The organism is Bacillus sp. JJ1122 (genome assembly GCF_036964885.1).
Taxonomy (GTDB): Bacteria; Bacillota; Bacilli; order Bacillales; family Cytobacillaceae; genus Mesobacillus.
In genome coordinates this window covers 52,667-76,324 of sequence record NZ_JBALQL010000026.1, presented here as the reverse complement: position 1 = coordinate 76,324, position 23,658 = coordinate 52,667, and the positions used below count along the sequence as shown (strand labels likewise).

30 protein-coding genes and 1 riboswitch are annotated in these 23,658 nt (G+C 37.8%); of the genes, 20 read left to right on the top strand and 10 right to left on the bottom strand.

Going from position 1 to position 23,658, the window contains the following annotated elements:
- Window positions 1-447 precede the first annotated feature (447 nt).
- From V7201_RS15910 to V7201_RS15900, 3 genes are all read left to right on the top strand, one after another.
- Window positions 448-1,077, top strand: a complete 630-nt coding sequence (locus V7201_RS15910) for a CBO0543 family protein (protein ID WP_335377736.1) — start codon at window positions 448-450, stop codon at window positions 1,075-1,077.
- 54 nt (window positions 1,078-1,131) lie between these two features.
- Window positions 1,132-1,455, top strand: coding sequence for an MGMT family protein (locus tag V7201_RS15905; protein ID WP_335377735.1), 324 nt, complete (start codon window positions 1,132-1,134; stop codon window positions 1,453-1,455).
- A 193-nt stretch (window positions 1,456-1,648) separates the two neighbouring features.
- Window positions 1,649-2,275, top strand: a complete 627-nt coding sequence (locus V7201_RS15900) for a metal-dependent hydrolase (RefSeq protein WP_335377734.1) — start codon at window positions 1,649-1,651, stop codon at window positions 2,273-2,275.
- Window positions 2,276-3,000: 725 nt separating this feature from the next.
- Here V7201_RS15900 and V7201_RS15895 read toward each other — a convergent pair.
- Entirely contained in the window at window positions 3,001-3,159 is a 159-nt protein-coding gene (locus tag V7201_RS15895) for a Spo0E family sporulation regulatory protein-aspartic acid phosphatase (RefSeq protein WP_438825061.1), read from the bottom strand.
- A gap of 142 nt (window positions 3,160-3,301) precedes the next feature.
- Here V7201_RS15895 and V7201_RS15890 point away from each other — a divergent pair, with 142 nt between their 5' ends.
- From V7201_RS15890 to V7201_RS15870, 5 genes are all read left to right on the top strand, one after another.
- Complete coding sequence (locus V7201_RS15890) at window positions 3,302-4,051, top strand: MBL fold metallo-hydrolase (protein ID WP_335377733.1); 750 nt, start codon at window positions 3,302-3,304, stop codon at window positions 4,049-4,051.
- Window positions 4,052-4,739: 688 nt separating this feature from the next.
- Entirely contained in the window at window positions 4,740-5,423 is a 684-nt protein-coding gene (locus tag V7201_RS15885) for a Na-translocating system protein MpsC family protein (protein ID WP_335377732.1), read from the top strand.
- Between the two features lie 633 nt (window positions 5,424-6,056).
- Window positions 6,057-6,470 (top strand): flavoprotein, encoded by a 414-nt coding sequence (locus tag V7201_RS15880; RefSeq protein ID WP_335377731.1) that lies wholly within the window; start codon window positions 6,057-6,059, stop codon window positions 6,468-6,470.
- Window positions 6,471-6,519: 49 nt separating this feature from the next.
- Window positions 6,520-6,888 (top strand): YbaN family protein, encoded by a 369-nt coding sequence (locus V7201_RS15875; RefSeq protein ID WP_335377730.1) that lies wholly within the window; start codon window positions 6,520-6,522, stop codon window positions 6,886-6,888.
- Window positions 6,889-6,916: 28 nt separating this feature from the next.
- Entirely contained in the window at window positions 6,917-7,189 is a 273-nt protein-coding gene (locus V7201_RS15870) for a hypothetical protein (RefSeq protein WP_335377729.1), read from the top strand.
- Here V7201_RS15870 and V7201_RS15865 read toward each other — a convergent pair.
- Window positions 7,186-7,584, bottom strand: coding sequence for a nucleoside 2-deoxyribosyltransferase (locus tag V7201_RS15865; protein ID WP_335377728.1), 399 nt, complete (start codon window positions 7,582-7,584; stop codon window positions 7,186-7,188). The genes V7201_RS15870 and V7201_RS15865 overlap by 4 nt on opposite strands.
- A gap of 173 nt (window positions 7,585-7,757) precedes the next feature.
- Here V7201_RS15865 and lepB point away from each other — a divergent pair, with 173 nt between their 5' ends.
- Both lepB and V7201_RS15855 read left to right on the top strand, forming a co-directional pair.
- The gene (gene lepB, locus V7201_RS15860) at window positions 7,758-8,300 is read left to right on the top strand and encodes a signal peptidase I (protein ID WP_335377727.1); all 543 of its coding nucleotides are present in this window, start codon (window positions 7,758-7,760) and stop codon (window positions 8,298-8,300) included.
- 30 nt (window positions 8,301-8,330) lie between these two features.
- Window positions 8,331-9,104 (top strand): alpha/beta hydrolase, encoded by a 774-nt coding sequence (locus V7201_RS15855; protein WP_335377726.1) that lies wholly within the window; start codon window positions 8,331-8,333, stop codon window positions 9,102-9,104.
- Between the two features lie 128 nt (window positions 9,105-9,232).
- Here V7201_RS15855 and V7201_RS15850 read toward each other — a convergent pair whose 3' ends face one another.
- Window positions 9,233-10,627, bottom strand: coding sequence for an HD domain-containing phosphohydrolase (locus tag V7201_RS15850; protein ID WP_335377725.1), 1,395 nt, complete (start codon window positions 10,625-10,627; stop codon window positions 9,233-9,235).
- A 308-nt stretch (window positions 10,628-10,935) separates the two neighbouring features.
- Between V7201_RS15850 and V7201_RS15845 the strand changes: the two genes are divergently transcribed.
- Together V7201_RS15845 and V7201_RS15840 are read left to right on the top strand one after the other, a co-directional pair.
- Window positions 10,936-11,625 carry an aspartate/glutamate racemase family protein gene (locus V7201_RS15845; RefSeq protein ID WP_335377724.1) on the top strand — a complete coding sequence of 230 codons (690 nt, stop codon included), beginning with the start codon at window positions 10,936-10,938 and terminating at the stop codon, window positions 11,623-11,625.
- 41 nt (window positions 11,626-11,666) lie between these two features.
- Entirely contained in the window at window positions 11,667-12,434 is a 768-nt protein-coding gene (locus V7201_RS15840; RefSeq protein ID WP_335377723.1) for an alpha/beta hydrolase, read from the top strand.
- A 17-nt stretch (window positions 12,435-12,451) separates the two neighbouring features.
- On the opposite strand, the gene V7201_RS15835 is transcribed toward V7201_RS15840, so the two are convergent.
- The 3 genes from V7201_RS15835 to V7201_RS15825 form a co-directional block, all read right to left on the bottom strand.
- Window positions 12,452-12,922, bottom strand: coding sequence for a hotdog fold thioesterase (locus tag V7201_RS15835; RefSeq protein ID WP_335377722.1), 471 nt, complete (start codon window positions 12,920-12,922; stop codon window positions 12,452-12,454).
- A 130-nt stretch (window positions 12,923-13,052) separates the two neighbouring features.
- Window positions 13,053-13,415 carry a cyclic-phosphate processing receiver domain-containing protein gene (locus V7201_RS15830; protein ID WP_335377721.1) on the bottom strand — a complete coding sequence of 121 codons (363 nt, stop codon included), beginning with the start codon at window positions 13,413-13,415 and terminating at the stop codon, window positions 13,053-13,055.
- A 233-nt stretch (window positions 13,416-13,648) separates the two neighbouring features.
- Window positions 13,649-14,989 carry an FAD-dependent monooxygenase gene (locus tag V7201_RS15825; RefSeq protein ID WP_335377720.1) on the bottom strand — a complete coding sequence of 447 codons (1,341 nt, stop codon included), beginning with the start codon at window positions 14,987-14,989 and terminating at the stop codon, window positions 13,649-13,651.
- Between the two features lie 365 nt (window positions 14,990-15,354).
- Here V7201_RS15825 and V7201_RS15820 point away from each other — a divergent pair, with 365 nt between their 5' ends.
- The gene (locus tag V7201_RS15820; RefSeq protein ID WP_335377719.1) at window positions 15,355-15,957 is read left to right on the top strand and encodes a methyltransferase; all 603 of its coding nucleotides are present in this window, start codon (window positions 15,355-15,357) and stop codon (window positions 15,955-15,957) included.
- Between the two features lie 48 nt (window positions 15,958-16,005).
- Here V7201_RS15820 and V7201_RS15815 read toward each other — a convergent pair whose 3' ends face one another.
- A complete protein-coding gene (locus tag V7201_RS15815) occupies window positions 16,006-16,926 on the bottom strand; it encodes an aldo/keto reductase (RefSeq protein WP_335377718.1) in 921 nt (306 codons plus the stop codon).
- A gap of 135 nt (window positions 16,927-17,061) precedes the next feature.
- On the opposite strand from V7201_RS15815, the gene V7201_RS15810 reads away from it, so the two are divergent.
- The gene (locus tag V7201_RS15810; protein ID WP_335377717.1) at window positions 17,062-17,556 is read left to right on the top strand and encodes a PaaI family thioesterase; all 495 of its coding nucleotides are present in this window, start codon (window positions 17,062-17,064) and stop codon (window positions 17,554-17,556) included.
- Window positions 17,557-17,632: 76 nt separating this feature from the next.
- On the opposite strand, the gene V7201_RS15805 is transcribed toward V7201_RS15810, so the two are convergent.
- The gene (locus V7201_RS15805) at window positions 17,633-18,142 is read right to left on the bottom strand and encodes a hypothetical protein (protein ID WP_335377716.1); all 510 of its coding nucleotides are present in this window, start codon (window positions 18,140-18,142) and stop codon (window positions 17,633-17,635) included.
- A gap of 254 nt (window positions 18,143-18,396) precedes the next feature.
- Here V7201_RS15805 and V7201_RS15800 point away from each other — a divergent pair, with 254 nt between their 5' ends.
- A complete protein-coding gene (locus V7201_RS15800; RefSeq protein WP_335377715.1) occupies window positions 18,397-19,164 on the top strand; it encodes an SDR family oxidoreductase in 768 nt (255 codons plus the stop codon).
- A gap of 36 nt (window positions 19,165-19,200) precedes the next feature.
- Window positions 19,201-19,914, top strand: a complete 714-nt coding sequence (locus V7201_RS15795; protein WP_335377714.1) for a nucleotidyltransferase domain-containing protein — start codon at window positions 19,201-19,203, stop codon at window positions 19,912-19,914.
- A 47-nt stretch (window positions 19,915-19,961) separates the two neighbouring features.
- Here the strand turns inward: V7201_RS15795 and V7201_RS15790 are convergent, their stop codons facing one another.
- A complete protein-coding gene (locus tag V7201_RS15790) occupies window positions 19,962-20,423 on the bottom strand; it encodes a hypothetical protein (RefSeq protein WP_335377713.1) in 462 nt (153 codons plus the stop codon).
- A 13-nt stretch (window positions 20,424-20,436) separates the two neighbouring features.
- Entirely contained in the window at window positions 20,437-20,856 is a 420-nt protein-coding gene (locus V7201_RS15785; RefSeq protein WP_335377712.1) for a hypothetical protein, read from the bottom strand.
- Between the two features lie 279 nt (window positions 20,857-21,135).
- Window positions 21,136-21,178: riboswitch (PreQ1 riboswitch) on the top strand.
- A gap of 55 nt (window positions 21,179-21,233) precedes the next feature.
- Between V7201_RS15785 and queC the strand changes: the two genes are divergently transcribed.
- From queC to V7201_RS15765, 4 genes are read left to right on the top strand one after another with little or no spacing between them, the layout of a single operon-like run.
- Window positions 21,234-21,887 carry a 7-cyano-7-deazaguanine synthase QueC gene (gene queC / locus V7201_RS15780; RefSeq protein ID WP_335377711.1) on the top strand — a complete coding sequence of 218 codons (654 nt, stop codon included), beginning with the start codon at window positions 21,234-21,236 and terminating at the stop codon, window positions 21,885-21,887.
- A 2-nt stretch (window positions 21,888-21,889) separates the two neighbouring features.
- Window positions 21,890-22,366, top strand: coding sequence for a 6-carboxytetrahydropterin synthase QueD (gene queD, locus V7201_RS15775; protein ID WP_335377710.1), 477 nt, complete (start codon window positions 21,890-21,892; stop codon window positions 22,364-22,366).
- A complete protein-coding gene (queE, locus tag V7201_RS15770) occupies window positions 22,359-23,084 on the top strand; it encodes a 7-carboxy-7-deazaguanine synthase QueE (protein ID WP_335377709.1) in 726 nt (241 codons plus the stop codon). The genes queD and queE overlap by 8 nt, the downstream gene beginning before the upstream one ends.
- Before the next feature lie 19 nt (window positions 23,085-23,103).
- A complete protein-coding gene (locus tag V7201_RS15765) occupies window positions 23,104-23,643 on the top strand; it encodes a VUT family protein (RefSeq protein WP_335377708.1) in 540 nt (179 codons plus the stop codon).
- The last annotated feature ends 15 nt before the right edge of the window (window positions 23,644-23,658 follow it).

The following is a 23,658-nucleotide window of genomic DNA, read 5'->3' as shown; positions in this document are numbered from 1 at the left end:
TAATTAGACTTGTTATCATTGTTAAATATATTAGGTATTCTTAATCAACATGTGTAAAATAATAATCAACAAAGTTCGAACCTCTCTGGATGGAAAGGGGTGCGTCATTTGCTATGCTCACAAATATATTTAACGGTGCATAGAAAAATAGAAGGCAATGAACAGAAATATGAAGAAAACAAAGAAGTGATCAGAATATATGAAGACAGATTAACGACAGCCTCCGAGAATTTTCACTTAAGAGACATATTAGACATCTCCTTCAGAAATATCTCAGATGCTAAAGGGTTTCTTTATCTGCATACAACCAGAGGCCTCTATTCTTATGTAACTGACAACGAGCCACAACAGTTAATGAGAATTTTTAAAGAGCTAAAAAAACAAAATTAAGGCAACTACATATTACAAACAAAAAAATCACACTCTATATACAAAGGGTGTGATTTAATGCTTTCTTCCACATTGGAGATTATTGGACAGTTTCTCCTGCACAAAACAAATGTCTTGTCTACCGTCTCACTAGAAGAGTTAATGAAAGCAGAACGGAATTATCATGAAATATTAAGAAGCTACTGGCACGAGAAAAATTTCTTAACTGCAAGATGGTGGTTTCTGGTCATTCTTTCGATAGTTCCTGCACTGATTTGGTGGATGGTTGTCGATAAAAAGAAAGTGATCGAAAATACTGCATTTGGTTTATTTTACGGGGTTTCAGCCATTTTTTTGGACTCTATTGGAAGCAACGCAATGGTGTGGACTTACCCAGTAAGATTAACACCTTATATTAACCCTCAGTTATATCCGTATGACGTTGGAGTAGTTATCATCCCTTTTATGCTTGTGTACCAAAGGTATAGCTCTTCCTTAAAAAAATTTATCATTGCCACAGGGATCCTTTCCTTGTTTCTCGCATTTGTAGCAGAGCCTTCAATGGAATTACTACATATTTATAAAGAACTTACCTGGAAACACATTTACTCATTCCCAATCTACTGGTCATTAGGGTTGATTTGCAGGGCAATCATTAAGAAATTCAAATCATTAGAAAACGAAAGCAAGCTGCCTGGCTCGGTATAAACATTACTAGCCGGGTTTTTTATGATAATCTAAATAAATTAAGGGAGTGGAAATATGACGAGTTTTACTGAAAAGGTAATTAAAGTTATTCAAAGCATTCCATCAGGCAACGTGATGACATATGGACAGATCGCAAGGGCAGCAGGGAGTCCCAGGGCAGCCAGGCAGGTAGTGCGCATCCTCCATTCAATGTCCGAAAAATATCATCTTCCTTGGCATAGAGTCATTAATTCAAAAGGAGAAATCGGATTTGATGATGATGAAATGTTCTTCACACAAAAGATGATGCTTGAAGCAGAAGGAATAATATTTACGAGCAAAAAATCGATTTCACTTGATGAGTTTCAATGGAAAATGGATTATGATGATTTCATTTAATCATCATAAAAGTCCATGTTGATTCTTAAACCACGTGAAATATAAAGGATAATAATGGATGAGTTAACACAGCGAATTTTTGAAAGGGATTAAATGCTTTCACTTTAAGAAATAGGCCTAATGGGATTGGCGCTATCATTATAGTAAAATATAATTATAATGATATTTCAAAACGAAAGCATAGGTGGAGAATTTGAACGGAACAATACATACAGCTCTAGGAGCCGCAGCTGGATTTATAACAGCAAACACATTGCAAAGCGATCCGCCAGCAACCCTGTTTTTAGTAGTGGTGGGAGGAATAGCAGGTTTACTGCCTGATGTGGACGTAGATGGAAAGCTAAGTAATAAAATTACCTTATCCCATAAAATGATCAGGTCGGTCGCGCAGCTAATCGGTTTATTAATGATTCTATATAGTTTCTTCGAAGGCGGCAGTTCAGAAAAATGGCTTGGAATATGCATTGGGACGGGTATGATCGTTTTGTCTTCCTTTTTAACACAAAGGAGGATGCTTACCGTAACAGGAGTGGGAGTTCTCGCAGGAGGATTTTCTCTGCAGGAAAGCTGGCTAGTATTGCTGGGCTTTTACATCATCATTGCATCCTTTGTACCACATCGCAGCTACACTCACTCTATTGTTGGAACTCTATATTTCGCTGCAATAGCGACTAGGTTCCAGGAATCAATTGGGGTGGAAGGGGTTTTCGCCACATGCATGTTATCCTATGCCAGCCACTTAATTGCCGATATGAAGATCCTTCCCTTTAATAAAAAAGGAGTTAAATTCTTTTTGCCGTTATCATCCAAAGAATTCTGAGCAAATGGACCATTAACTGTAATTGAAACAAAACCGTTATAACAAACTCTAAGAAAATAGGTCGCTCATCAAAGTGTAACGGGTTCGTTTACTTGTCACAAAAATCCAATATGTATATTAAAATGACCATCAATTTGCATGTGAATTTGATGGTCAATTTTTATTGATATAACGCAATAATGATAAATATATGCTTATAAATGTGGTCCAATTTGTATATAGAAATGTAAGGTTAAAGTGATTTCTGTTACTTCGTTAATTGGACTGCAAAATGCTGTGCTCTTTATTTACAAAACCACGTTTTACTTTGGCTCTGTAATGATTCATTAATGATTTCGTATAGGGATGAGAGTGAATAAGCGGAGAATTTCCGGCTAATGTATAAAGAGGAAGCTTAAGTAATAAAGGTAAGCGGAGGAATTCCGGTTAACTGATCTAAATAAGCCCAAACCCAAAGGTTTGAATCATATAAGCGAAAAAACTCCGCTTATTCATAAGGGAATATGGGTATTTCGCAATTTAAACGGAATTTTTCCGGTTATTTTTCTAACACAGTTCAGTATTAGAACAGTACTTTGCCAAAAAACGCAGGTGACCCTTTGTAATATTCTTACATAACAAAAAGTCCTTTTTTGCAGGACAACATGTATAACAAATATAAGCAATTTTTTTATAAAAAGTGACAGGTATCCAAACCTGTTAATAAAAGCAACCTAACTGTTTTTTCAGTAAAGCAGCTGCTGATATTTTATTATTAACTTATCAAGCGCTTGACTGATTTTAACTATTTCCGCGCTATTTAAACCACTTGTAAAACCGAGTTTTATCATTTCCTGCCTATAAGACTCAATTGTCATTAAGAGATTTTCTTTCGCAGTTTCCATTCAATCGACCTCTCTCACGTTTTATAGACGTATCATATATTTTGATTATCGTCTATTAAATGAACTTTTTTACAGTTCAAAGAGGTTTTTCCACTGAAAAAGAGAATTTAATATGTCAGATAAAATATAGGGGGGATCACATATGAGAATTGCTGAAGGTGTGGAAATGCTAAATTTAAGCCTAAAGGCTTTCGGGGATGATGGTGTATTTAATCCAACCTTGCTATGGGATGGCCAGTCTGCCATATTGATAGATACCGGCCTGCCTGGGCAAATAGGTGAAATAAAAAAAGAACTTGCTCGTGTTGGCGTACCGTTCGAGAGATTGACAGCCATCATTCTTACACACCAGGACATAGATCACATTGGAAATATTGACTTGATTTTAAATGAATTAAAAATTGATGTATATGCGCATCAGCTTGATATTCACTATATAGAAGGAGAAAAACCATTACTGAAGACTGATCCTTCCAAGATGTCAGTGGAAGAGTGGGAAGCATTATCGTATCCGATGAAACAAATATCTTTAAATCCGCCAAAAGCAATGATTACGAAAGCTTTAAAGGATGGTGATGAACTTCCTTTCTGCGGAGGCATACAAGTAATTCACACCCCGGGACACACACCCGGGCATATCAGCCTTTACCATAAAGTTAGCAAAACATTGATAGCAGCTGATTCGATGTTTTGCTTTAATGGTAAGCTGAGAGGACCGATTGCACATGTTACTCCTGAAATCGAACAAGCTGTCCATTCACTGGAGAAATATTTGGCTTACGATGTTGAAAATGCAGTATGCTACCATGGAGGACTTGCAAGCATTGACGTAAATGATCAATTAAAACAGCTGATTGAAGAAGGAATGCAGGCAGTTGTCATGGTGAGGTAGTCCCTTTAGAAAAAAACATTCTTTTACCAATGGAGATTCAGTTTTCCGTCAAAGTTGCAGTTTTTCGATACTTTTATGAGACCGCGTAATTTGAATGGAAGGCGCGAAGACTCCTTTTTCCACTGCATGGTTTAAAACCCTTAATAAAGACCATTCATCGTGTTGTTATTTCACTGAAGGGTCTTTATTTCTTTTATGAAATAATACAAGGGTGACGACAACCTTGTTTTCCGGATTTATCTACTGTTTGTAACACCTTTTTTATTAAGGTGTTTTTTTTATGTCTAGGCTCTATTAAAGCTGATTGTTGATTTTAAATACACCTATTTATTGGAGTGAAAGGCGCGAAGACTCCTCCGAAAATGCTAATGCATTTCATTCGTGCTTAGGCAGATTAAAGGAAGCTATTCAGTGTCCTGCGGGCTCAGTGTCAAGCTAGCGGAAAGCGAAGCGCCTGAAACGAAATCAATAGCCTTGTTTAACAGATTCTAAATCTAATTAAAGATTATATCTTCCAACAAATATAATCTTTACGTTTCCGATCGAATTTATGAGTTAGGGTAATTGCTTAAAATTTATCTACATAAAAAATGATAATAAGTCAAAGCGTATATAAGAGTTGTTACGGGTTTTGTCCAGTACAAAGAAGGGAAAATAATGAGGAGTATATTGTATAGCGAGGTATTTTATGGAAATCACAATTCTTGAAAAAGAAATAAGTGGATATATTGGCCGTTTGCTGCGTGAAAATTTCGGCCGTGGACCCGGGAATGTATTTTGTACTTTTTCGAGGCCATTTGTCACCGTATATATAACGAACTTCTTATCACCTATGGAGAAATCTTTGATTGGTAACAGGCAAAGTGTTTATGTCCAGAAGACTAGGGATTTAATGATGGAAACATTAGAAGATGAAATCAGAGCCTTTATAGAAACGAATACAAAAGAAAAGGTTAAAGAATTTTATTACGACTGGAATCTTGATGGTAAAACCGGGATGTTTTTGCTTATCCTTGAAAATGATAAAAAATTTAAATGTGAACCTTTTACAAACAAGGATTTAGTACATAAGGAAATCATCAATGTAAGTATAGAAGCTGAAAAATCGCCTCAAAAGGTCTCTTCTCGTCTTCTCAATGAACGTACATTGATTATTATCAGGGAAGGAATCCTCGTAAGCATTGAAAAAGAATTAATCCATATAGGATTTCCGGAAACCCTTAAAATTGCCAAGAGAAACCTGGAAAAACGATTAATGGATGAGCATAAAGCTAATTTTGAGAAATTGCTATCTGCCCAAATCATTGATCGATTTGTTGACTGGAATTTTGATCAGGATAAAAGTTATTCTTTATTCATTCTTAAATCATAAAGGAAGTTAAGATTTACTTGCTTAAATCGTCAGCTGATGTTAAGATACACTATAGGGTAAAGATTAAAACTCTTAATCTTACTAAGTTTTTAACACAAATTAAATTTAATATAAATATTTCTGATAACAGTGAATGGGCAAAGTACCAGACATAAGTCAGAAAAGGATATGAATATACTCCTTTTCTGACTTTTTTTATTCCCATTTTCCGGAAAATAAATGATAAAGGAATGATTCTGCATAATAGAGAACATGTGCAAAAATGATTTAATACAATGTATAGATAATTTCATTAAGGACAAACAGCTAATCAATTCGGAATTACAACAGCCAAATACGATCAGAAAGAAAGAGTTAGAGACATTTTTAGAGGAATTTGCGAAAAATGAAGGTATTGAATACCAAAAGACTTGTGAACCAGTTAAAACGAAATATATTTTTTCAATAAATGGCCAAGATGCTGAAATTGAATTTTATTATAGATATGGAAATTATTATACAAGACACAATATTATGGTTATGTAGGCTGTTGCTCTAAAGAGCAGCAGCCTTTTCATTTTCAGTAATGAGGTATTGTAAATGACTGATGGATATAGGATAATTTTGTCATTGCTCTTATAAGGGGTGTAAAAGGTGGAATTATCATTTAACCAGTTTCATGAACACTATCTCGAAGTATGGAAAACTTCTTCTCTAGCAGAACTGAAAGGGATTATTTCTCAGGAATATCAAGCCAGGGAAATTGCAGGGGGAAAAGTTTTTGATTTTGGCTATGAAGAATCAATCAGGGGATGGGAACAGGGTTTTAAGTTCGTCATTGAAAACAATGCACACTGGGACTTGAAGGAATTATCGAGGATTTCATTACGCGAGCACGAAGTAATGTCGATTATTTCAGCACAGCTTGTCATCGGCGGCAAGACATTAGAAACAGGCAATTTATTATTCCAAACCTTTGCTTATGATTTTGGCTGGAAGCTTGTCAGGAGCTATATAGAAGCTGGAATACCAATTGACCTGATGGCTAAAGCACACCTTCCGCAATAATGATAAAATACATAAAGTGAAATTTTTTTGGAATGGCAGGGAGGTACTCATGAATGTTGCAGTAAAAGCTTTATTAATCACGATCGGTACTCTTTCCATAGGACTGGGAGTAATCGGGATTGTAGTTCCTCTCCTGCCAACCACTCCACTTATGCTGCTCGGTGCTGCTTGCTATGTAAAATCATCAGAGAGGCTTTATCAAAAATTAATTAAAAACAAATGGCTTGGTGCTTACATAAAGGATTTCCGTGAGAAAAAAGGGATCTCCCGCCAAAATAAAATACTGAGTCTCAGTCTGATGTGGTTATCAATTGGCGGAACTGTATTGCTCAAGGATGGTAGTTTCTTGTTCGACTCCATTTTAATCATTATTGCAGTGACCGTTAGTGCATATATTTTCTCGTTTGACACTCTTTGAATATAATCAGCAAAAGAGGTAGAAAGCATTGTATGAATTCCAGCATGAACGCGAACGGAAAGAAAAGATTTTTAAAGCGTATATCATTATTTTTTGTGCAGCAGCTTCACTATCATTCATATACGGTTTATTCTGGGGAAATACTTCCCATCTAAGGTTAGCTGCCAATTTCGTTTTTTCTATCATCATTTTTGTTTACACACTTAAAGGTAAAACATGGGCAATTTTCTTGCTTAAACTTTCTGTATGGATGAATCTATTAATCCTGATCCTAATGGCTGCTGTATATATAATCAGTTAAAAGCTGGTTGTCTCCTGTTGCACTAAAAATTGCATGAACGATTGAGTATCACCGACAAACTTAGTGACCCCTGCAACATGATAAAAGGTACTTGTCTTATCAAACTCGTATATATCATTATTGGGTGAATATAAATATATTCTTTTCCCAAGACCAAGAGCAATTCCCATTTCGATATGGCTACCTTTTCCACCAGGCAGCAACATCACAAAAAAGTCTGAGTTTCTCACCGCGCTCAACTCACTTTCACCAATGGAAGCCAGTAATTCCATTGAATCTGCACGATCATTGATCGTCCAATCGTATGTATGATAAAAACCCTCTATTTTAAGTTGAGCTGCCATTGCTTTGACTATGTCCCTATTTTTAAAACAAGATGCAATATAAAATTTCATGATTCCTCACTCCTTATCCACATATTTTACCATTGTGTTTATCTTATCGTGTCATTTTAATAGAAATAGCAGGAGAGTGATTAAAGAGATACGAATATATTTATAAGGAACTTTGAGACTTTCATAGACTTCTAATTGATCAAAATTATTAGGTAAATTAAGGAGGAATTGAAATGGATAAAACAAATACAAAAAATGAATTAAAATCTTGGATAACATCTTTGGTATTTGCAGCACTCATCGCCTTTTTGGTAAGAACCTTTATATTTGCACCATACATAGTTGAGGGAGCTTCGATGGAACCAACCTTGCATAATCATGAAAAAATATTCGTAAAGAAATATAATTCCGTTAGTGATCTTAACCGGGGTGACATCGTGATCATAAAAGGGTCGAAAGAAAACTACGTAAAAAGAGTCATTGGATTTCCTGGGGACAAGATTGAGATGAAAAATGATGAACTGCTTATTAACGGGAAAGCCTTTAAAGAAACTTATTTGACAAAAAACCGAAAAATAGCTAATATCAGCGGATTAAGACTGACGGGTGACTTTGGGCCACTTACAGTACCAGACGGCAATCTTTTTGTCATGGGAGACAATCGCTTACACAGCATGGACAGCAGAAATGGGCTTGGTTACATCCAGCAGAGCAGCATTATCGGCAAAAGTGAATTTGTCTACTTTCCATTCAAAAATTTCCGGGAGATAGAATAAAGCTGTATTACAGGAAAAGGAGCAGAATATATGCTTGAAAAATTCCAGATGAATATGACTTCCTTTAATGAAGATAGAATGATCAGAGTTTATCTTCCTGAAAATTACAAAAATCAAACTACAAGATATCCAGTACTATATATGCATGATGGTCAAAATGTTTTTAATGATGACGATGCGATAGGGGGCCATTCACTTCAGCTTGAAGAATTTTTATCTGAAAACGAAATTAACCTGATAGTTGTGGCAATCGATCAAAATAGCGAAGAACGAATGAATGAGTATTGCCCATGGAAAAATGGTCAGTATAGCAAGAGAATTGTTGGCCGGATCGACCCGACTGGAGGAAAAGGCAAGCAGTATATAGATTTTATTGTGAATGAACTTAAGCCCTACATAGACAAAAAATACCGGACCTTAAAAGACCAGAACAGCATGGCAGGCATTTCGCTCGGGGGACTTATCTCCACATATGCTGCGTGTGTCTATCCAAATATTTTTCAGAATGTAGCGGTATTATCGTCAGCATTTTTCCGCAATCAAGAGGAAATTGAAAAGCTATTAGAAGAGGCAGATTTGTCGCAGCTTAAAAAATTTTACATAGACTGCGGCACGAATGAAGCCAAAACTGACAAACTGATAAGCAAGGAATTTGTGAATTCAAACCATGTAATATATGAAGTTTTAAGAAAAAAAGATATTCGCGTTAAATTCAATCTATTCGCAGATGCTGAACATCATTATTTATATTTTAGACAGAGAATTCCCGAGATTTTCGAGTACTTCTGTACAAAAGATGAGTGATCTACAATATAAAGGATTCATATGTTCAGAGTGTTCACAGAGATAAGAACAATGTCTAGGGTAAAAATGAAAGAGCAATAGTTATAACCTATTGCTCTTTTCACGTAATCTTTATTGTTAATGATAATCTAATTAATATGTTCAATATATTCTTGAAATTGGGCATGAGAGACAGGCTTTTCTTCAAAGACTCCTTCACGCATCAAATCTATAAATAAACTTGAAAACACAGGATCCCATTGGACGCCTTTGCCTTCTTCAATAATTCCCAGAGCTTTATCAAAGGACATGCCTGTTCGATAGGGCCGGTCAGAGGTCATCGCATCAAATGCATCAGCAACGGCTATTATCCTCCCAAACAGCGGAATCGCATCGAAGGCTAGTCCCATTGGATACCCTAAACCATCGTAACGTTCGTGATGATACATCACACCTTCAATCACCAGATCCATCTCTGAGAACCCTTGTACTTGCTTTATAATATAAGCACCTATTTCAGGATGTTTTTTTATTTTGGCGAATTCATCGTCTGTAAGTTTTCCGTCTTTAAGAAGTATACCATCAGGGATGCCTATCTTGCCTATATCATGGAGGATGGCTGATTTCTTCAAAAGTGATAGATTATTTTCCGAAAGCCCGTACTGTTTTCCTATTGCCAGTGCGTATGCCGTTACTCTTGTAGAATGTCCAGCAGTATAGGGGTCTCTTGCATCCAATACCGCAGACAAGCTCTCAAGGAAACTCTCAAACATTAATTGCTTCTGTTCATCCCGATCCTTGATCGCCTGTACCATATGATTGAAACCGGTGACTAGTCCAGCAAATTCATCTGAATACAAATCCTGTGTCATTGTTAAGTGGCCCTGTTGTATTCTTTTCATCGATTCTTGCAACTGTACAATTGGCTGGTGGACATCTAAAAATAATAGCTTTGCTCCGAAATAAGCAAAAACCAAACCTAATAGGATGATAAAAAATGCCCAACTCCAGTAATTTTGGGCTGACTCTGCCAAAATATCCAGCTTCACCTGAGTTGCAAGCCCAAACAATAGAATAGGAAAAACAGTGATATAGAGAAAACTCAACTGGAATTTTCGCTTAATTGACATGACCAGTTTTCCTTCTTGGGAGAGGGATTTGTTATATTGTTTCTTAGATATAGCAGCCATTTCGCTCAGCAATGGCTGGATTGCTTTTATCGTCAGGAAGAATTCAATGATTGCATGCATTCCTGCAACAAGGACTGCACCAATGACTGCGAAGAAAATATAAATATACGGTATATGCAAAAGATTGTAGTGAATAAAGAGAATGCTCAATAAAACCGCCGGAATTGATAAACCAAAGAGATGAGGTCCCATAATCCGTCTGAAGGTCATAATTGGAAAAAGATGCAGTTTTCCAAAGGCAAGCTTTAGACTTGCCAGATCTATCTGATCATGTTCGAATACTTGTAAAATTGGTTTTATATCTTTAGAAAAGGCTCGGTATTCAATTAAGGCCATTGATATAAATGAACTCAATAAAATGATTCCCATATCATATAATAAAATTCTGTTATTGATAGTGTTAGAGTAAAGAAAATAAAAACTCCTCCAACTCCAAGAACAGCAAGTGATGAGCCAAATAAATAATTATGAAATAGCTTTTTCCTAAATTTTAAAAATTCTTCCACAAGCCTATCTCCTATAAAAGAGTATTTTTGTTAATTATTAACTAGAGTCAGATTTCTGTAAAGAAGATTTCCCAATAAGAGATTACTTTCAAGAGGATTATCTAGTAATCATAGCGAAATCTTGTATATGAATCTTTTTTGAAGGAAGGGTCAAGTATGAAGACAATTGGATTGATAGGCGGAATGAGCTGGGAATCTTCCGCTGAATATTACCGGATTATCAATGAGGAAGTAAAAAAAGGGCTTGGCGGGCTTCATTCGGCAAAGTGCATATTGTATAGCGTGAATTTTGATGAAATTGAAAGATGCCAGTCACAGAACAGGTGGGATCAGGCTGGTGAAATCCTTGGGGAAGCGGCAGAGAGTCTTGAACATGCAGGAGCTGATTTTATTGTAATCTGTACAAATACCATGCATAAAGTAATCGCCGTGATTCAAAAGAAAACGTCACTCCCTATTCTGCATATTGCTGACGAAACAGCTGATGAAATCCTAAATCAAGGCTTGAAAAAGGTTGGGCTGCTTGGCACTAAATATACGATGGAGGAGGATTTTTATACAACAAGGATTAAAGACCAAAATATAGACATTCTCATTCCTGATGAAGAGGAAAGGTTGACAATCAATCAAATCATTTTCAATGAATTATGTCTTGGAAAAACCGTTCAATCATCTAGAGAATACTTTAAGGAGGTCATACAAAAATTAGTCGTCGAAGGGGCAGAAGGGATTATCCTAGGCTGTACCGAAATTGGTTTGTTAATTAAACAAGAAGATGTTGATGTACCATTATTTGATACTACACTGATTCATGCTCTTGGTGCTGTTAATAAAGCGTTAAGTTAGAATATTTTTACCAAATCAATAAAGGAAATAGGAGGTACTTCATGTTTGATCATTTCGAAGTAAATATATCTACATTGGATAGGAAAAGAATGGTAAGGGTTTACCTGCCAAAGAAATACGATGAAAATAAAGAAAAGAATTATCCCGTGCTTTATATGCATGATGGTCAAAACTTATATAAAGATGAAGATGCAAGCTACGGTATGTCATGGGGTATTTCTGATTATCTTGATAAAAGTGATATAGAAATCATTGTTGTCGGTATTGATTGTAATGATGGGTATAAAAGGCTTGATGAATATTCTCCATGGTCAAGCTCGGAAATGCGGAACATTTTCGCACCTGAATTAGATGGGATAGGCGGGGAAGGGAAGCAGTATGTCGAATACATAGTAAATGAGCTGAAACCCTTCATTGACGAAAAGTACAGGACAATTCCTAATGAATCCTCGATGGCTGGCAGCTCAATGGGTGGCTTGATTTCTACATACGCGGCGTGTAAATATCCAAATATATTTAAAAAAGTTGCATCAGTTTCTTCAGCTTATTGGTTCACACAGGAGGAAATTGAACAGCTGATAAAGGATAGTAATCTATCATCCATAGAAAAATTTTATCTCGATGTCGGAACAAATGAATCCTCAGGTTCAATCGACAGCCTACGGTATATCGAATCGAGTGAATCAGTATATTCCTTACTGAAAGAGAAAGTTAAAGATATTAAATTTGTCATTGCCGAAGGTGCTGTCCATAATGAGCTGGCATGGCGTGAACGAGTACCTGCTATTTTTAAATATTTATTCAAATAATATAAAGGACCAATTGTTTATTGGTCCTTTTTGTTATTTCCATTCTCTATTGGCACAAAATAACTCTCCTTGCGGTAAGCGACGGCTTCCATCGTAGCGATTAATTCTCCATTGCTCTCCACATGGACTTTGTACCAGGCAGTTCGGTAGTTCTTTTTTTCTTCAATTGCCGAGGCGGTAACTACAGAACCTAATTTACCAGCTGCCATATAATTTACTGTTGTTGTAAGTCCCACAGAAATTCTTCCATAGGAGTTACAGGCAGCCTGAAACACAAAATCAGCGAGGGCAAAGGTAACAGCTCCATGAAGTGTTCCATGCATATTAAGCATATTGTCCTTCACTGCCAATTCTGCCACCGCTGAGCCTTCACCAAGGTCCACAAGCTTTATGCCCAGTGATTTCGCGTACGAATCTTCCTGAAGCATTTTTTTAATTTCATCCTTGTATTCATGATGAATTTCAGTTTCATTCACCTTATTTTTCATTTTAAGCCCTCCACGTTTTTTGTATCAATTCGATATCCGGAAGGCTGAATCCTTTAAAAAACAAATAGAAACTTAATGTAATTATCCAAGGGAGCGTAAAAGGACGGAGGGTTTAATCTTATATTTATAATTATTTGTAGTTTAAAAGCATTCGTGAAGTAAAGGAATGGAGGGGCAGCGGCCGTAAAGTAATATTTATGGAAAGGGGCATATTTGAATGATTCTGAGCATCTTTAAACCAATTGTACATTGCTTTTCCACCAACCGAATTGGCTGAATGAATGGTAATGCGATTTGCAAAGAGCTTCTCATCAACCATGATTTTAACCAGCAATAAACCATTTCTGCTTGGGCTAACCAAGTCGTGATCCAAAGAGAGGTGTTCGATTTCAAAATTCTTCAATAGGGACAAACATTCATCTATTGTTTCTGCCAATACGTATCCTTCTGGCGGTTTACGATAATCATCCAAGAAAACATTTATCTTTTCCATTCTTATTCTCCTTCCCTAAACAGGGGGTGACTAAGAAAAGTCTGTAAACCCTAGATTTATGTGTTCACTTAACCCTAACACACTTTTAGACAAATGGATACATATCGACTTGGGAAAACGTTCATTTTTTTACTTTATTCTCCTTGATCCCTTAATATTCTAAGAATTTTTACAGGGTTCTGAGGTTATTAAACAGACACCGCCATATAGGAAACGGTGTCTGATGTTGTTACTTAATCTTTTTTATTCAGAAAAGTTATAACACGGTAAAGAATTGAAGGTTTAAATAAACTAACAGGATGAGCCTTTAAGTGAAGGACATTCATGAATTGTCTATATATGTTTTCATTATATGAACATGCCATCACAACATTTTTAACATACTTTTGAAGTATCGAAAGTCCGATTGGTTTTTTACCAGAGGTATGTCGGAACCTAAAATCTTCTGTCAAGGCAATCAACCATGGGCTATCAATGATCTTGTTGATTTTACGATGAAATTCTTTCGTTAACTTTTCCTTTGTCTTGTATGTCCTGAGCATCTTTCTCAATATTTTTGCTTCCATAGCTGTGATGCTCATTCCTTGCGCAAAAACAGGATCTATTCTGCAAATAGAATCTCCTATAACAAGCAAACCAGCAGGGAATTGCTTCATTTTATGATAATGGTACCTGCGTAAATCAGGGAAACGATAAACTTGAATACTTGATTCAGGAACAGCTGTTTTTATTGCTTCATATAAATCAGGCTGATCCAGGTTTTTAGCGTACTGCAAAAATGCCGAATAGTCACTAGGCAACGGTTCAACTCCATAGCCTATGAGAGTAACTAAGTGGCGATCTCCTTCAATTGGCGAAATAGTACCACCTCTGCTCTGCTTTGGAGGATCTGGATAGATGAGAAGGCTATGCCAGTTATTAACTCTAGCACCAAGCTTACCAAAAATCATGCTCGCGTAAAATAAATCAATGTTTACCTCAGTTTTCTTTGGCTTATTAAAGCCCGTCTGTTCCAGCCATTTGGACGTTAAAGAAGCAGCACCTGATGCATCTACCACTAGATCACCAGGAAGATCAATTTGCTTGCCATCATGTTTTTCTACAGTTAACCCACTAATTTCTTTCTTTTCACTTAGAAGAAACTTTTTTCCTTTACATCCATACCGAAAATCAATGTTTGGAATCTTCTCCAACCTTTTTTGAATATGACCTTCAAGAAAGGGGCGGCTTTGCTGGATAATTGACAACCCAGAATGAAACCTTTTTTTCTTCCATCCATGATGAAACCATAGTAAATCTTGTGCAAAATCAGAAACTGTTGATCCTTCCTTAACCATTTCATCAATAATCCCCGGAAATAATTCTTCAAGGATTTCTTCTCCGCCCTTTAGCAAGACATGTCCCTGAGATCCTTGTGGCACTCCTTTGCGTAAGGTATTACTGTCGTTCTTTTGATCTTTTTCTAATACAATCACTTCTTCAAAAAACTCAGATAATACCCTTGCTGATAGCTTACCAGCAATGCCTCCACCAATGACAATGGCTTTTTTTCCTTCAATTTTGTTTAATGACATCCCCATACCCCCGCACACACTCTATGTAACTCTAGCATTTTAATGTCCCTTAATTGATTTATCTATCATGCAGTAAAAGAGAGTTTATAGTAATATAACTAACATAATAGGGATAATTTTACCTAATGGGATGTAGAAATGAAAGACTTTCAAAGATAATAAAAGAGTTTCAGAAAGATTATAGGATAAGAAAATCAACGACGAAAAAGCATTGAATCCCAGTTGAAAATTACATGTTGCTAAAGACAGAAAGCGCCGGAGCAGCATTGGAGTTAAGCTGCAGCAACTACCAAAATGTTTATGTGGTATAGTTTTTATTAGGTCAGTAGAGCTTATACTACCTAACCATTGATAGGAGTTTTTTTATGTTGGAACAACATTTGGATAAGATACTGAATGTCAGAACGACTGGAGATCAGATGGGTTTTAATAAGTCTCTGCATTACCACAAATATGAACCAACACCTTATGCCGCATTGGAATCTTTCTTCAAGGATTTTCATCTCAATGCAAATGACACAATTGTCGATTTTGGATGCGGTAAGGGAAGGTTAAATTTCTTTCTTAATTACCTTTTTAACACCAATGTAATTGGAATCGAAATGAATGAGGCTTTTTATTACGAAGCAATTGAAAATAAAGATCGCTATTTGAAATATCACAGAAACAGGGCAGAAAAAATTCAATTTGTTTGCAGTCTGGCTGAGGAATATAAAATCAGGCCATCAGAAAATCGATTTTATTTTTTCAATCCTTTTTCCGTACAAATTTTTATGAGTGTGGTTAAAAACATCTTGCTTTCTATTGAGGAAAACAGCAGGGAAGTAGATATTATCTTATACTACCCATCAGAGGATTATATTTACTATTTGGAAACCCAGAGCCCTTTTACGATGGTAAAAGAATTTAATCTGCCTGACCAGAATCCGAATGAGCGTTTTTTGGTGTACCGCCTGTCTTTTGAATAAAGGTATAAAATAAATTAGCCCCAGTATTTGTTACTGAGGCTAGGTTTGTTATTTTCTTGTATTTTGCGGATGGTCATCATTTGCCAGTTCGGCTGCTTTCGCATTCAATTCAACCTGCTCAGGAGATTTACACCCTGGAATTACGGCTGTTACGGCATAATGTTTCAAGCACCAAGCTAACGCCCAGGTAGCCATCGGTATATCATGGGGTACTTCCGTCCGGCTTATTTCTTCAACTTGCTTTAAAAGACTCGCTGTTTCTTCAAGATCATGCTTTGAACGAACATCGTCACTTCTAAAAACGGCACCTGGCTTGTACTTACCGCTCAAATAACCGCTGGCAAGCGGGACCCGTGCAAGCACTCCAAGATTTTGCCTTTCGCTAGAAGGAAAAATCCTATCCTCAGGCTTTCGATCGAGCCGATTATAAACAACTTGAATAGCTCCCACATTAGCATTAGATGCGTGATCTGTTTGGTAGCTTTCTTCATTCGACCTGAGGGAGATCCCAAGGTGCCGTATTTTCCCTGCCTGTACCTGCTTATCAAGCATCGTCCAGAGCTCATCGTTGTTAAATTCTTCATCAGTACAGGAATGGGCCTGATAAAGGTCTATGTATTCCGTTTGTAAGGATTTTAATGATGCGTCTAGCTGAGAGAGTACATCGCTTGCACTCCAATGTCTTGTCCGGTCAAAATTATTGTGAAAATGGTGACCGAATTTCGTAGCCACTATCCAATCTTCACGCTTGCTCCGGCTAAGATAGTCTCCAATCAGTGATTCAGACAGGTGATCTCCATAGCACTCTGCAGTATCAATGAAATTGATTCCGGTTTCGTTGCCTTTATTTAAGATGGCATCGACCTCATATTGAGTAAATTCTTTACCCCATTCACCTCCATATTGCCACGTACCAATCCCAACGACCGATATGTCCAAATCCGTTTTTCCTAACCTTCTGTACTTCATCCTATCACCTCGTAAAAGTAATAGATCAATCATAACATGAGTTCATTTATTGCTGAAATTTTACGAATATTAAAGGATTCTGCCATCGCAAGAAGAATTACTAAAGATTGGGATACTGGAAGAGGAGGAATGAATATGGAAGAGAAAGTGTTGAAAGCAATACAAGATGATTATCCTGAAGACTTTGCATGGTGTTATGGCTGCGGCAGAATGAATGAGCAAGGACATCACTTTCGGACCGGCTGGCTTGAAGACAAAACGATGACGATTTACGCTCCAAAACCGGAGCATATGGCATTGCCAGGCTTTGTTTACGGAGGGCTGATTGGGTCACTCATAGACTGCCATGGAACTGGCTCTGCGGCACTGGCTCTGCACAGGAAGAATGGACATGAGCCTGGGGATTCAGCAGAACCGCCTAGATTTGTAACTGCTTCTTTACACGTTGATTTCCTGAAACCGACTCCGCACGGTACTGTTTTGAAAGCAATTGGCACTGTACAGGAAATCCACCCTAAGAAATTTAAAGTAGAAACAGAGGTGTTTGCAGGAGATACGCTATGTGCAAGGGGAAAGGTTGTTGCTGTTGTAATGCCCAGCAGTTTTACGGCAAAGGAGCAGGATAACTAGAACGTAGTTGATATTTTATTGTAGATTAACCCCAAACAAACCCAGAATATTATATTCTGGGTTTTCTGATAACCTATTATTTTACGGGTTCTAACAAAGAGGTAGGCAAATATCCTTCATCACCAGATTCTTTCATTTTTACCTTCGTACGGCGTATGTCTCTTTCCAAGATTTCCACTTCACTATCTTCTTTAATTTCTTCCACCTGATTTTCACTCACGATTTTATCAACGCCATCAACGTCGTTAACCTCTATCAATTTATACAATTCGTCATAAGCTTTTGGAGTAAGCGCCAGATAAGCATCACTTTGGACGATTGCGGTATCACCTTTTTGAAGAGTATTGTCTTTAACTTCTTGCTCGCTTTTTTTATAAGTATCCTTCATATTCTGGATGATTACTGGTGTTTCCTGTTTAATTTTCTCCGCTGCTTCCTTTGTTTTTTCACCAGTTACTGCAGCTGCGTTTTTTGTTTCTTCTTCAATTTGTTTTGCACTTTGCTCTGCATCTTCACTGCTGCAGCCTGACCCGATCAGGATGGTCAAACTGAGGGGAATGGCCTGATATCTCATAGAAAAAGGCATTCAATATAACCTCCTTGTCGTGTCTATTCTATTTAGTAAAATACCACTCGCTTCTTTATATGAAACATCAAGCCTTGACAAAAGTAATCAGCTTTAACATTTGTCCTGTTCAGAAGAATTCATCAAGGCTACTTCTCATATTGATCAGTAGTGTTTTCGATTCCGTTGGTTCGATCCCCATTTTTGTATCGACAAAATATGGTCGTTCTATAATAATTAAAATAACATTATGTTTTAGAAGGTGAGGTACTAGTTTGAGAGAGAATAAAATCGCGATTGTTACTGGAGCTAGCCGATTGAAGGGTATTGGTGCTGAAATATGTCGCGAGCTGGCAGCTTGTGGCTTTGATATATTTTTCACTTATTGGACTGAATATGACAAGGAAATGCCCTGGGGTATTTTGAATGAAGAACCCCAGGCACTAAAAGATGAACTTGACCTAATGGGTGTGAAATCTTTCTGCATGGAATTGGATTTGACCAAGGATGACTCACCACAAAAGCTTTTTGAATCACTTACTGCAGTTGGGCGCCCCGCGGATGTTTTGGTGAACAATGCGGCCTATTCTACCAGCAATGACTTTTCCAATCTGACACCAGCAGAATTGGACCGGCATTATTTAGTCAACATTCGGGCCACAACACTCTTGAGCATTGAATTTGCCAGGAAGTTTAACAAAAGTACTGGCGGAAGAATCATAAATATGACCTCGGGACAGTTTAGAGGACCCATGCCAGGAGAACTGGCTTATGCCACTACAAAAGGAGCGATCGATGCATTGACGGTAACTTTATCGGCGGAATTGGCTTCAAGAGGCATTACCGTAAATGCTGTCAATCCAGGCCCTACCGACACAGGATGGATGGATGAAGAGACAAAAAAAGCACTGTTGCTGAGGTTTCCATTTGGGCGTGTAGGAAAGGCTGAGGACGCAGCTAAACTGGTAAAATTCCTGGCAAGTGAAGAGGCTGAATGGATTACTGGTCAAATCCTTCATTCAGAAGGTGGATTTTTACGATAATGAATTATTTAATATGGGATTAGAGGGGAAAGAAGCATGGATACGCAAATCATACCGGCACCTATCGAGGCTGCAAAGAGATTTATTAAAGATCGTTTCCCATTATGTGATGCCGCGCTGCTTGCAGGCAGTGTAGTCAGGGGGGAAGCAACACCAACCTCAGATTTAGATATAGTGATTTTTGATTGTAAGGTGACGTCACCTTACAGGGAATCATTAAGAACATTTGGCTGGCCAGTCGAGGTTTTTGTCCATAATCTCCATTCGTATAAAATATTTTTCGAAAGTGACGTTAAAAGGGCAAGACCAAGCTTGCCAAGGATGGTTTCTGAAGGAATAGTTCTCAAGGACAGCGAGATATTGCCAGCGATCAGAGAGGAAGCAGCATCCATAATCGAAAATGGGCCTGAATTGTGGACAGAAAAAGAGATTGAAATGAAGCGCTATTTTATTACAGATACACTTGATGATTTCATCGGCTCAACAAAAAGAGCTGAAGAACTCTTTATTGCAAATGCCTTGGCTGATCTTTTACATGAATTTGTGCTAAGGACAAATAAACATTGGATTGGAAATTCAAAATGGATGTTCAGGGAATTAACCAAATTTGATCCACACTTTGCAAACTATTTTGTTCAAGCCTTTGACAACTATTATAAAAGTGGAGAAAAAAGTCAGGTCGTTGAGCTTGCAGACTCCATTTTAGAACCTTTTGGAGGTAAATTATTTGAAGGGTTTTCGATAAAGTAAACAAAAGCAGCCAAGCAGGCTGCTTTATTCTTTATTTTTATGAGAATTCAAGCCCTGAAAGAAAACAGAAGCATGAATGCCGTTATTCCTTGGATACATATGCTTAACAACGCAAAGAAAATGATGATTTCCTGTTCAGAAAGAATCGTTGAAGGCAACCCGCAAATAGCCGGATTCATGACAACCGCACCTGCCATTGTTCCCATAATCGCCCCCATTCCGCCATTATAAATTCCCGCTATCAATGTTTGGGCATTCAACAGTGAACCAAACAGCCATCCTATTCCTATTCCCAGCAATAGATTGAGCAGACCAGTTATCTCAAAATCAGCAGGAAAAAGCAAAAAAAGGTTCAAAGAGGCAACAAGACTTAATGTGCTGCTGGAAGTCTTAACCGAGATGTAGCCAAACCTGTCGTTTAATAAAAACTTGCACTTACTCAGTACAAAATATAGCCAAACACCGAAGGCAACATTAACAAAAGTGGTAGAAATTAAGATGATTTGCATTGAAGACCTCCATCTAACCCCTGTAGGCAAAGGCAGCCACTAAGCAAAAGCTGCTTATGATAAATATTTCGATCATCAACAAGAAAAGAATTCCCTCAGAGGCAGCTGCTCCGATCATTGGAGCCATAATCCCCATCATTAGTCCGTTAATATACCCGGTCAATAAGGTTTGGCAGTCAAATAGGTTGCCAAAGAAGATGCCAGTTAGACTTCCAATTATCACTGCAACAAGGGTAGCCTCAAGAAAATACAATGGATAAAGATTGATGAAAATGAGCCCGGTACCAAGTGCCATTCCTCCCCCGGCAACCATGGCGATATTCATCCCCAAATGAAAACCAATTTGCTCCCTTCGATTGTAAAGGTAAATGTACAAAACGTATGCTGATAAAAAATTCACTGGAAAGAATGCAACAATCCATTCCGGCATCATAAATCACCTCACGTTCAATGTATGCAGAATGGATTCAATAGTGTTTCAACACTTCTCCCTTCTCAATAGTAATTCAGCTGATTTTTCACATCCGGTATAGAAAAATTTCAGACTGCACCCGTTTTAATTGTTGTTTTCCAATATGGTGTTGAAAGGAGGGGATTTCTAGAAAAAGAAGTTGAAATAAGAAGATATAAGGAATTCCGGAATAAAAAAAGCTTCCCAATTATAAAATGTATGATAAAATAAATTAGTTCAAAATCACATAAATCCGTCTTTACGGAAGAGGTTCTAGCTACCCTCTCAAAAAAACTAAGGATAAACAGTACTGCTGTCTTAGTAGTACTGTTTTTTCCGTTTAAAAGGAGATTTTCAGAATGAAAAATGAAAAAGCCGTAGTTGTTTTCAGCGGCGGCCAGGACAGTACTACATGTTTGTTCTGGGCGATGGGGCAATTTGCAGAAGTAGAAGCGGTAACCTTTGATTATAACCAGAGGCACCGGACAGAAATTGATTGCGCGAAAGAAATTACGAAAGAACTCGGAATCAGACATCATATTCTTGATATGAGTCTGTTAAATCAGTTAGCACCTAATGCACTGACAAGAGATGAAATAGAAGTGAAGGACGGGGAAGACGGAGGCTTGCCGTCAACCTTCGTACCAGGGAGAAACTTATTGTTTATGTCCTTTGCAGGTGTGCTGGCAAGCCAGGTAAATGCCAAACACATCGTGACTGGTGTTTGTGAAACAGATTTCAGCGGATACCCGGATTGCAGGGATATATTCGTTAAATCGTTGAACGTCACATTGAACCTTTCGATGGACGAGAATTTTGTCATACACACGCCTCTAATGTGGCTGAATAAAGCGGAAACGTGGAAGCTCGCAGATCAATTGGGTGCTTTTGACTTTGTCCGTACCAAGACCTTAACTTGTTATAACGGCATCATAGCTGACGGATGTGGTGTCTGCCCGGCCTGTCTGCTGAGAAAAAAGGGGCTCGATGAGTTCTTGGAAGGAGCTGTTTAATCATGTTCGGTTTCCGTATTGTAGAACAGCTTCAAAAAATTGATCAGGATATCAAGAGAGAACAATTAAAATATCATTCAAAACGTGTGCTTGTCAGCAAGGAGTTCACCTTTGATTCTGCTCATCACCTTCATGCTTATGAAGGGAAGTGCAAGAATCTGCACGGTCATACCTATAAAGTTATTTTTGGACTGAGCGGCTTTGTCGATGAGCGCGGCCTGATGATCGACTTTGGCGATATTAAAGAAATATGGAAGTCAAAAATTGAAATCTATCTTGATCACAAATACTTAAATGAAACGCTTCCTCCGATGAATACAACTGCCGAAAATATGGTGGTTTGGATTTATGAAAAAATGGCGGAAGCCCTTATTGAAAGACAGGATCAATATGATGGAGCCAGGGTGGAGTTCGTTCGCCTCTATGAAACTCCTACAAGCTATGCCGAAGCAAGACGGGAGTGGATGGAGCTTGAGTAAGATACCAATTATCGAAATATTTGGCCCCACCATCCAGGGTGAAGGGATGGTTATCGGCCAGAAAACCATGTTCGTGCGAACCGCTGGCTGTGACTACTCGTGCGCATGGTGCGATTCTTCTTTTACATGGGATGGGTCGGGAAAAGATCTGATCACGCAGATGACCGCCGAGGAAATTTTGGCGCATTTGCAGTCGCTTGGCGGCGAAGGCTTTTCATATGTAACGATATCAGGCGGAAACCCAGCTCTCTTAACCAATTTATCTAGTTTGATTGCTTTGCTAAAAGAGAAAAACATTAAAATTTGTCTGGAGACCCAGGGCAGCAGGTGGCAGGATTGGTTTTTACAAATCGATGAACTTACACTTTCCCCAAAACCGCCAAGTTCAGGAATGATTACAGATTATAAAATTTTGGATACTATCATTGATCGTGTTCAACTTCAGACAGACCAAAATGTTAGCTTGAAGGTCGTTGTCTTTAATGATGCAGATTATGAGTATGCCAAAACAATCCACATGAGGTACCCGGAAATTCCATTCTTTTTACAGGTTGGAAATGATGATATTACTACATCAGAAGATGAGAAGTTAGTTTCAAGCTTACTTGGTAAATATGAATGGCTTGTCAATAAAGCAATGATGGACCATGACCTGAAGAACGTCAGGATCTTGCCTCAATTGCATACGTACATCTGGGGAAACAAAAGGGGAGTTTAGATTAATAGGAGGGAAGAAGATGAGAATCTTTTTTTATTTAATTTCGATTATTACCGCAAATGTTATAACCGCGGCATTTGCGCCGCTTCACTTAGGAATGTTCATTGTGCCAATGGGAACATTGCTCATTGGTGCCACATTTATTTTCCGTGACCTTGTCCAGAATAAATATGGCCGTGCCAAGACGTATCTATTCATCGGTGCAGCACTTGTACTATCAGCTATAGTATCTTACATCCTGGGAGATACACTTTTAATTGTATTTGCTTCCGCATTGAGCTTTGCCGTAGCGGAAACGACTGATACTGAAATTTACACGAGGCTTAAGCTGCCAATGAGCTGGAGAGTATTTTACAGTGGTTTGGTTGGGGGACTGCTTGATTCTGTTATCTTTGTTGTTATTGGCTTAAGCCCCATCGGAGCAAATTTCCTTCCTTGGGAAGCAGTGCCTGCAGCCATCTTAGGACAGGTGATTGTGAAAACGCTCATTCAGGCAATTGGCGCGATGCTGTTGAACCCTATAAGCAATATATTCAACAATAAAGCTGTTTCAAATTAAAATGACAGAAGGTGC

Bases quoted from the DNA above. Each gene is read 5' to 3' on its own strand.
- V7201_RS15825 (WP_335377720.1), bottom strand. From the start codon at position 14,989: ATGTCATTAAACAAAATTGAAGGAAAAAAAGCCATTGTCATTGGTGGA.
- V7201_RS15805 (WP_335377716.1), bottom strand. From the start codon at position 18,142: ATGCCTTTTTCTATGAGATATCAGGCCATTCCCCTCAGTTTGACCATC.
- V7201_RS15865 (WP_335377728.1), bottom strand. From the start codon at position 7,584: ATGAAATTTTATATTGCATCTTGTTTTAAAAATAGGGACATAGTCAAA.
- lepB (WP_335377727.1), top strand. From the start codon at position 7,758: ATGGATAAAACAAATACAAAAAATGAATTAAAATCTTGGATAACATCT.
- V7201_RS15895 (WP_438825061.1), bottom strand. From the start codon at position 3,159: ATGGAAACTGCGAAAGAAAATCTCTTAATGACAATTGAGTCTTATAGG.
- V7201_RS15790 (WP_335377713.1), bottom strand. From the start codon at position 20,423: ATGCAAATCATCTTAATTTCTACCACTTTTGTTAATGTTGCCTTCGGT.
- V7201_RS15905 (WP_335377735.1), top strand. From the start codon at position 1,132: ATGACGAGTTTTACTGAAAAGGTAATTAAAGTTATTCAAAGCATTCCA.
- V7201_RS15890 (WP_335377733.1), top strand. From the start codon at position 3,302: ATGAGAATTGCTGAAGGTGTGGAAATGCTAAATTTAAGCCTAAAGGCT.
- V7201_RS15815 (WP_335377718.1), bottom strand. From the start codon at position 16,926: ATGAAGTACAGAAGGTTAGGAAAAACGGATTTGGACATATCGGTCGTT.
- V7201_RS15855 (WP_335377726.1), top strand. From the start codon at position 8,331: ATGCTTGAAAAATTCCAGATGAATATGACTTCCTTTAATGAAGATAGA.
- V7201_RS15810 (WP_335377717.1), top strand. From the start codon at position 17,062: ATGGAAGAGAAAGTGTTGAAAGCAATACAAGATGATTATCCTGAAGAC.
- V7201_RS15820 (WP_335377719.1), top strand. From the start codon at position 15,355: ATGTTGGAACAACATTTGGATAAGATACTGAATGTCAGAACGACTGGA.
- V7201_RS15765 (WP_335377708.1), top strand. From the start codon at position 23,104: ATGAGAATCTTTTTTTATTTAATTTCGATTATTACCGCAAATGTTATA.
- queC (WP_335377711.1), top strand. From the start codon at position 21,234: ATGAAAAATGAAAAAGCCGTAGTTGTTTTCAGCGGCGGCCAGGACAGT.
- V7201_RS15885 (WP_335377732.1), top strand. From the start codon at position 4,740: ATGGAAATCACAATTCTTGAAAAAGAAATAAGTGGATATATTGGCCGT.
- V7201_RS15840 (WP_335377723.1), top strand. From the start codon at position 11,667: ATGTTTGATCATTTCGAAGTAAATATATCTACATTGGATAGGAAAAGA.
- queD (WP_335377710.1), top strand. From the start codon at position 21,890: ATGTTCGGTTTCCGTATTGTAGAACAGCTTCAAAAAATTGATCAGGAT.
- V7201_RS15830 (WP_335377721.1), bottom strand. From the start codon at position 13,415: ATGGAAAAGATAAATGTTTTCTTGGATGATTATCGTAAACCGCCAGAA.
- V7201_RS15910 (WP_335377736.1), top strand. From the start codon at position 448: ATGCTTTCTTCCACATTGGAGATTATTGGACAGTTTCTCCTGCACAAA.
- V7201_RS15785 (WP_335377712.1), bottom strand. From the start codon at position 20,856: ATGATGCCGGAATGGATTGTTGCATTCTTTCCAGTGAATTTTTTATCA.
- V7201_RS15875 (WP_335377730.1), top strand. From the start codon at position 6,520: ATGAATGTTGCAGTAAAAGCTTTATTAATCACGATCGGTACTCTTTCC.
- V7201_RS15835 (WP_335377722.1), bottom strand. From the start codon at position 12,922: ATGAAAAATAAGGTGAATGAAACTGAAATTCATCATGAATACAAGGAT.
- V7201_RS15795 (WP_335377714.1), top strand. From the start codon at position 19,201: ATGGATACGCAAATCATACCGGCACCTATCGAGGCTGCAAAGAGATTT.
- V7201_RS15845 (WP_335377724.1), top strand. From the start codon at position 10,936: ATGAAGACAATTGGATTGATAGGCGGAATGAGCTGGGAATCTTCCGCT.